The organism is Phycicoccus flavus (assembly GCF_004025965.2).
In the GTDB taxonomy this organism is placed as follows: domain Bacteria; phylum Actinomycetota; class Actinomycetes; order Actinomycetales; family Dermatophilaceae; genus Phycicoccus; species Phycicoccus flavus.
The window spans coordinates 1-5,572 of record NZ_SAYU02000105.1; the positions used below are offsets into that span (position 1 = coordinate 1).

General features: G+C 74.7%; 9 protein-coding genes and 2 tRNA genes. 9 read left to right on the forward strand and 2 right to left on the reverse strand.

Annotated elements, in window-relative coordinates; all coding sequences use genetic code 11:
- Window positions 1–249: hypothetical protein (locus EPD83_RS19225; RefSeq protein ID WP_165567016.1), on the forward strand; the 249-nt coding region annotated here is incomplete at its 5' end.
- 10 nt (window positions 250–259) lie between these two features.
- Here the strand turns inward: EPD83_RS19225 and EPD83_RS19230 are convergent.
- Entirely contained in the window at window positions 260–1,060 is an 801-nt protein-coding gene (locus EPD83_RS19230) for a deoxyribonuclease IV (RefSeq protein ID WP_165567017.1), read from the reverse strand.
- 83 nt (window positions 1,061–1,143) lie between these two features.
- Between EPD83_RS19230 and EPD83_RS19235 the strand changes: the two genes are divergently transcribed.
- Together EPD83_RS19235 and EPD83_RS19240 are read left to right on the forward strand one after the other, a co-directional pair.
- Complete coding sequence (locus tag EPD83_RS19235; protein WP_165567018.1) at window positions 1,144–1,905, forward strand: SDR family NAD(P)-dependent oxidoreductase; 762 nt, start codon at window positions 1,144–1,146, stop codon at window positions 1,903–1,905.
- The gene (locus EPD83_RS19240) at window positions 1,902–2,675 is read left to right on the forward strand and encodes a helical backbone metal receptor (protein ID WP_128368504.1); all 774 of its coding nucleotides are present in this window, start codon (window positions 1,902–1,904) and stop codon (window positions 2,673–2,675) included. Before EPD83_RS19235 ends, EPD83_RS19240 begins: the two co-directional genes overlap by 4 nt.
- On the opposite strand, the gene EPD83_RS19245 is transcribed toward EPD83_RS19240, so the two are convergent.
- Entirely contained in the window at window positions 2,605–3,501 is an 897-nt protein-coding gene (locus EPD83_RS19245) for a helix-turn-helix domain-containing protein (RefSeq protein ID WP_165567019.1), read from the reverse strand. The two genes, EPD83_RS19240 and EPD83_RS19245, sit on opposite strands and share 71 nt — an antisense overlap.
- Window positions 3,502–3,579: 78 nt before the next feature.
- Between EPD83_RS19245 and EPD83_RS19250 the strand changes: the two genes are divergently transcribed.
- The 6 genes from EPD83_RS19250 to EPD83_RS19275 all read left to right on the forward strand — a co-directional run bounded on the left by EPD83_RS19250 (window position 3,580) and on the right by EPD83_RS19275 (window position 5,547).
- On the forward strand, window positions 3,580–4,002 hold the full coding sequence (locus tag EPD83_RS19250; RefSeq protein ID WP_128367704.1) for a DUF1761 domain-containing protein: 423 nt from the start codon (window positions 3,580–3,582) through the stop codon (window positions 4,000–4,002).
- Between the two features lie 84 nt (window positions 4,003–4,086).
- A tRNA-Thr gene (locus EPD83_RS19255) sits at window positions 4,087–4,159 on the forward strand.
- A gap of 50 nt (window positions 4,160–4,209) precedes the next feature.
- Window positions 4,210–4,283 (forward strand) — tRNA-Met (locus EPD83_RS19260).
- A 122-nt stretch (window positions 4,284–4,405) separates the two neighbouring features.
- Window positions 4,406–4,576 carry a 50S ribosomal protein L33 gene (rpmG, locus tag EPD83_RS19265; protein WP_128367705.1) on the forward strand — a complete coding sequence of 57 codons (171 nt, stop codon included), beginning with the start codon at window positions 4,406–4,408 and terminating at the stop codon, window positions 4,574–4,576.
- A gap of 99 nt (window positions 4,577–4,675) precedes the next feature.
- On the forward strand, window positions 4,676–5,125 hold the full coding sequence (locus EPD83_RS19270; protein WP_128367706.1) for an FAS1-like dehydratase domain-containing protein: 450 nt from the start codon (window positions 4,676–4,678) through the stop codon (window positions 5,123–5,125).
- Complete coding sequence (locus EPD83_RS19275) at window positions 5,125–5,547, forward strand: MaoC/PaaZ C-terminal domain-containing protein (protein WP_128367707.1); 423 nt, start codon at window positions 5,125–5,127, stop codon at window positions 5,545–5,547. Before EPD83_RS19270 ends, EPD83_RS19275 begins: the two co-directional genes overlap by 1 nt.
- Window positions 5,548–5,572 lie beyond the last annotated feature (25 nt).

Sequence of the window (5,572 nt, forward strand, 5' to 3'; positions counted from 1 at the left end):
GAGATGCGGCTGCGAGGCACCGCGGTGGAGGTGCGGGACGCCGCGGTCGAGCCGGGCGGGACCCTGCTGGTCTCGGGTGTCACGGACGGGGTGTCGCTGAGGCTCGGTGCGGGGAGCGTGCTGCTGCGCTGCACCGTGGCCGGGGACTGCCGCCGGGTCGCGCCGGCGAGGCCCGGCGACGGCGACCCGCAGGGGCGGGGGACCGCGCCGTGGTACGTCGTCGCCCGGCCGCTGGTCGACACCGGCTGAGCGCGCGGGGTCAGCCGGCCAGCCGCTCGCGGAGCCAGGCGATGTCGGCGGACTGCCCCTCGACGCCGCCCGGGGTCTCGACGACGACGGGAGCGCCGGCGGCCCGGACGACGTCGGCGAGGTCGGCGCCGTCGATGTGCCCGGAGCCGAGGTTGGTGTGCCGGTCGGCGCCGCTGTCGAACTCGTCGCGGCTGTCGTTGCAGTGGACGAGGTCGATCCGTCCGGTGACGGCCCGGACCTTCTCGACGACGCTGCCGAGGTCGGCGCCGCCGGCGTGGGCGTGGCAGGTGTCGAGGCAGAAGCCGACGGTGTCGCCGCCCTCCGCGCGCCCGATCGCCTCCCACAGCCGCTCGACCGCCTCCAGCCGCCGGGCCATGGCGTTGTCGCCGCCGGCCGTGTTCTCGATGAGCAGCGGGACCGGCATGTCGAGGCCGTCGACGCACTTGCGCCAGTTGTCGAAGCCGACGCCGGCGTCCTCGTCGACCCCGAGGTGGCCGCCGTGGACGACCACGCCCTTGGCCCCGATCTCTGCCGCGGCGGTGAGGTGCTGCTGGAGCAGCTTGCGCCCCGGGATCCGGATGCGGTTGTTCGTCGCGGCGACGTTGATCGGGTAGGGCGCGTGGACGTAGAGGTGGACGTCGGCCGCCTCCGCCGCCGCACGCAGCGCCTCGGCGCCGCCCTCGTACCGCACGACGGGCCCCTTGTAGCTCTGCGGGTCGCCGAGGAAGATCTGGCTCAGCCCGGCCGAGCGGGACGCCGCCTCCGCGACGGGGTCCTCCTGGTCGACGTGCCCTCCGATGCGCAGCTCCATGGCCCCACCGTACGACCGGCCACCGACGGCCGTGGTCATCGCCGCCGGGCGGAGCCGCGGGCCGGGGCTGGCAGCATGGGGCCATGCAGACCGCCGACATCTCCGCCCTCGTCACCGGTGGCGCCTCGGGCCTGGGCGCGGCCACCGCCGCCGCCCTCGCCGCCGCGGGCTCCCGGGTCCTCGCCCTCGACCTCCCCGACGCCTGCGCCGCCGCCCCGGCCGTCGAGGGCGTCGAGTACGTGCCCACGGACGTCACGTCCGAGACCGAGGTCCGCGCGGCCGTCGCCCGCGCCGCGGAGGACGCCCAGCGGCCCCTGCGCGTCGTCGTCAACTGCGCCGGCATCGGACCGTCGGCCCGGATCCTCGGACGCAAGGGCACCCACTCCATCGACCTCTACCGGACCGTGCTCGAGGTCAACCTGCTCGGCACCTTCGTCGTCATGACGGTCGCCGCCGAGGCCATGGCCGCCACCGAGCCGGACGAGCAGGGCCAGCGCGGCGTCGTCGTCAACACCGCCTCGATCGCCGCCTACGACGGGCAGGTGGGGCAGGCGGCGTACAGCTCGTCCAAGGGCGGCATCGTCGGGCTCACCCTCCCCGCGGCCCGCGACCTCGCGCAGTACGGCATCCGGGTGATGACCATCGCCCCCGGCATCGTCGAGACGCCGATGCTCGCCACCGTGTCCGAGGAGTTCCGCGAGACCCTCGCGGCCGGCGTCCCCTTCCCGCAGCGGCTCGCCCGGCCCGAGGAGTACGCCCGGCTGGCCCTCGCGATCGTCGACCACGACTACCTCAACGGCGAGGTCGTGCGGATGGACGGCGCGCTGCGGATGGCGCCGCGCTGAGCACCCACGTCGACGACCTCGCAGCGCCGGTCGACCTCGCGGGTCCGGCCCGTCGCGTCGTCTCGCTCGTCCCGTCGCTCACCGAGGCGCTCGCGGTCACCTGCCCCGAGCGGCTCGTCGGCGCGACGGACTGGTGCACCCACCCGGCCGGCCTCGACGTCGCCCGGGTGCGCGGGACGAAGAACCCGGACCTGGCCGCGCTCGCCGCCCTGGAGCCCGACCTCGTCGTCGCCAACAAGGAGGAGAACCGCGAGCTCGACGTCCGTCGCCTCCGGGAGCGGGGCGTCGCCGTCTGGGTCACCGAGATCGAGACCGTGCCGCAGGCCCTGGCCTCGATGCGCCGGCTCCTCGTCGAGGCGCTGGACCTGGCCGAGCCGGCGTGGCTGGCGGACGCCGCCCGCGCCTGGGCCGGCCCGGTGCCGCCCCCGCGCACCCGGGCCGTCGTCCCCGTCTGGCGCGACCCGTGGATGGTCGTCGGCCGGCCGACGTTCACCGCCGACCTGCTGGCCCGGCTCGGGGTCGAGGTCGTCGGCGGGGACCCCGCGGGTGGCCGTTACCCGCCGGCCGAGGTCGCGGCCCTCGACGACCCGTCGGTCGCCGACGTCGTCCTCCTGCCCGACGAGCCCTACGAGTTCACCGCCGGCGACGGCCCCGAGGCGTTCGCGCGGGTCCCCACCCGGCTGGTCTCGGGGCGGCTCCTCACCTGGTACGGACCGGCGCTGGTCGAGTCCGCCCAGTCGCTGGAGCGTCCGGGGTCGCAAGGCGCCTGAGCGTCTCGACGTACGCGGCCGGTGTCGTGCCGACGGCGTCACGGAAGTCGTTGGTCAGGTGGGCCTGGTCGGAGTAGCCCAGCTCGTGGGCCACGTCCGCAGGCGCGGGCGCGGGGTGCTGCGACAGCAGGCGGGTGGCCTCCTGGAGGCGGACCCAGCGAGACACCCACTTCGGTCCCTGCCCGAGGGTCGAGCGCAGGGCCCGCTGGATCGCCCTCTCGGAGCGGCCGGTCGCCTCGGTGAGCGGCCGGCCGGTCCGGGTGTGGAGGCCCGCGGTGAGGACGTCGAGCACCTCGTTGGCCAGGAGACCTGCCCGCGACGGCGCCCGTTCGGCCAGCCGCGCCCTGAGCAGCTCGTCGGCGCGCTCCGGCCGTTGGTTGTGCGGGGTGCGCGCCAGCTCGTCCAGGAGCCCGAACAGGCGGGTGTCGAGCGAGCGGCTGACCGGCACCGTGGAGTCGGCGACGTCCGCGCAGGTGAGGTCCGCGAGGACCGCGAGACCGGCTGGACGGAGCCGGACGGCGAAAACCCGCCCACGGCCGGTGATGGTGCGTTGCCACGCGTGCCGGTGCACCCCGGTCACGACCAGAGGGGCGGGGACCTCGCCCTCCTCGACCGAGAGGGTGACGGCAGGCATCGTGAGGATCCGCTGCTCGACGACGTCGTCACCGAGGTCCCAGGCGACCGACCAGTAGGCGTCCACCACCGCTGACAGGTCCGCGGCCGGGGTCGCCCAACGAGCCGCATACCGGACGAGGTTGGCCGGAACGACGACACCGGACCGCTCGGCGGGCTCGATCGGCCGAGTCCGGTCGGGGTCCGTGTTCACGGGGGGACGGTAGCGGCGGACTGCCCGTCCGTCACCTTTCTCCAAGACCTCACGTGCGACCCGACGCAGGCTGGGGCGATGACCGATGTCCTCCTCCTCGACCCCCGGGCCTGGCTCTTCGCCCTCCTCGCCGGCGTCACCCTCTTCGTCCTCGGCGCCCTCTGGTTCACGCCGCTCTTCGGTGCCGTCTGGGACCGGGCCGTCGGCGTACCGCGCAGCGAGTCCACCTTCACCCCCGGCTACTACGTGGCGCCTCTCGTGGGCTCCGCCGCCATGGCCTACGTCACCGCGGTGCTCGTCGGGGCGGTCGGAGCCCGGACGGTCACGGACGCGCTCGTCGTCGGGCTCCTCGTCGGGGCCGGAGTCGGCGTGCCGGTGTCGGTGACCAACGCCTTCTCCCCGCGGACCGCCCGACCCCTGGTGTACGGCGTCGTGACCGGCGGTTTCCACCTCGTCTCGGCCGTGGTCGCCTCGGCCATCGCCGTCACGGGCGGCGGGTGAACCGGGGCCTGCGGATTTCGCGGGACCGATCCCGAGCATGTATCGTCTCCGTCGGTCTGCGGGGCGCTCACGCGCCCCGCATCCGCCCCCTTAGCTCAGTCGGCAGAGCGTTTCCATGGTAAGGAAAAGGTCGTCGGTTCGATTCCGACAGGGGGCTCTGGTCCGGCCGGAGCCCGCGCGCACGACAGGCCCCGGTCGTTCCCCCAAGGCGGGGTAGCTCAGCTGGTTAGAGCGCACGACTCATAATCGTGAGGTCGCGGGATCGAGCCCCGCTCCCGCTACGCCGAGGTCCGTGATTTCCCGGGAATGACCGGGTCGCGTACCCTGTTGTGCTGGCGTGCGCGTGGCATCGCGCCCGCGCCGCCCCGAGATCCACCCCCGTTTTCCGAGAGCAGGTTGCCCCGTGGCCAGCAAGAGCGCCGACGTCCGCCCGAAGATCACCATGGCGTGCACGGAGTGCAAGGAGCGCAACTACATCACGAAGAAGAACCGCCGCAACGACCCCGACCGGCTCGAGCTGGCGAAGTTCTGCCCGCGCTGCAATAAGCACACCGCGCACCGCGAGACCCGCTGAGGGCTCTCCCGCGTCCGTCCGAGGCCGCCCGCACCACTCGGTGCCGGCGGCCTCGGCGCGTGTCGGGGGCCGTCGGCGCCGGGCCCTAGAGTGGTCGGCATGGCCGTGAACCCCGACTTCGTCGGTCGCACCTACCCGCCGAGCGGGCCCTACCCGGTCGACGCCGCCCTCGTCGCCGCGTTCGCCGCGGCCGTGGGCTCGCAGGACCCGGTGCACACCGACCCCCAGGTCGCCCGCGCGGCCGGCTACGCCGACGTCGTCGCCCCGCCGACGATGGCCGTCCGGTTCGCCCAGCAGACCGAGGCCGCCTACGTCGCGGACCCCGAGGCCGGCATCGACTTCTCCCGCGTCGTCCACGGCGAGGAGCGCTTCGTGCACCACCGCCCGATCACCGCCGGCGACGAGGTGGTCGGCACCCTCACCGTCGACGCCGTCCGCCAGGCCGGCGGCCACTCGATGGTCACGACGCGCACCGAGCTCGCCACCGCGGGCGGCGAGGCGCTCGCCACCTGCACCTCGACGATCGTCGTCCGGGGAGGGGAGTCCTGATGGCCGCCCGCCCGCTGGCCGACGTCGCGGTCGGGGACGTCGTCGGACCCGTCACCGTGCCCGTCACCCGCGAGACGCTCGTCGCCTACGCCGGCGCCTCGGGGGACCAGAACCCCATCCACCAGGACGAGGACGTGGCGCGGTCGGTCGGGCTCCCCGACGTCATCGCCCACGGCATGTGGACCATGGGGGCGGCCGGGTCGGTCGTCTCCGCCTGGGCCGGCGACCCCGGCCGGGTCGTCGAGTTCGGCACCCGGTTCACCAAGCCCGTCGTCGTCCCCACCTCCGGCGCCTCGATCGACGTCGAGGGCGCGGTGCGGACCGTCGACGCCGAGACCGGGCGGGTCACCCTCGACGTCACCGTCACGGCGGACGGCCAGAAGGTCCTCGGGCGCTGCGTCGCCGTCGTGCGCCTCGACTGATGCGCGAGCTCGCGGACGAGCCGTT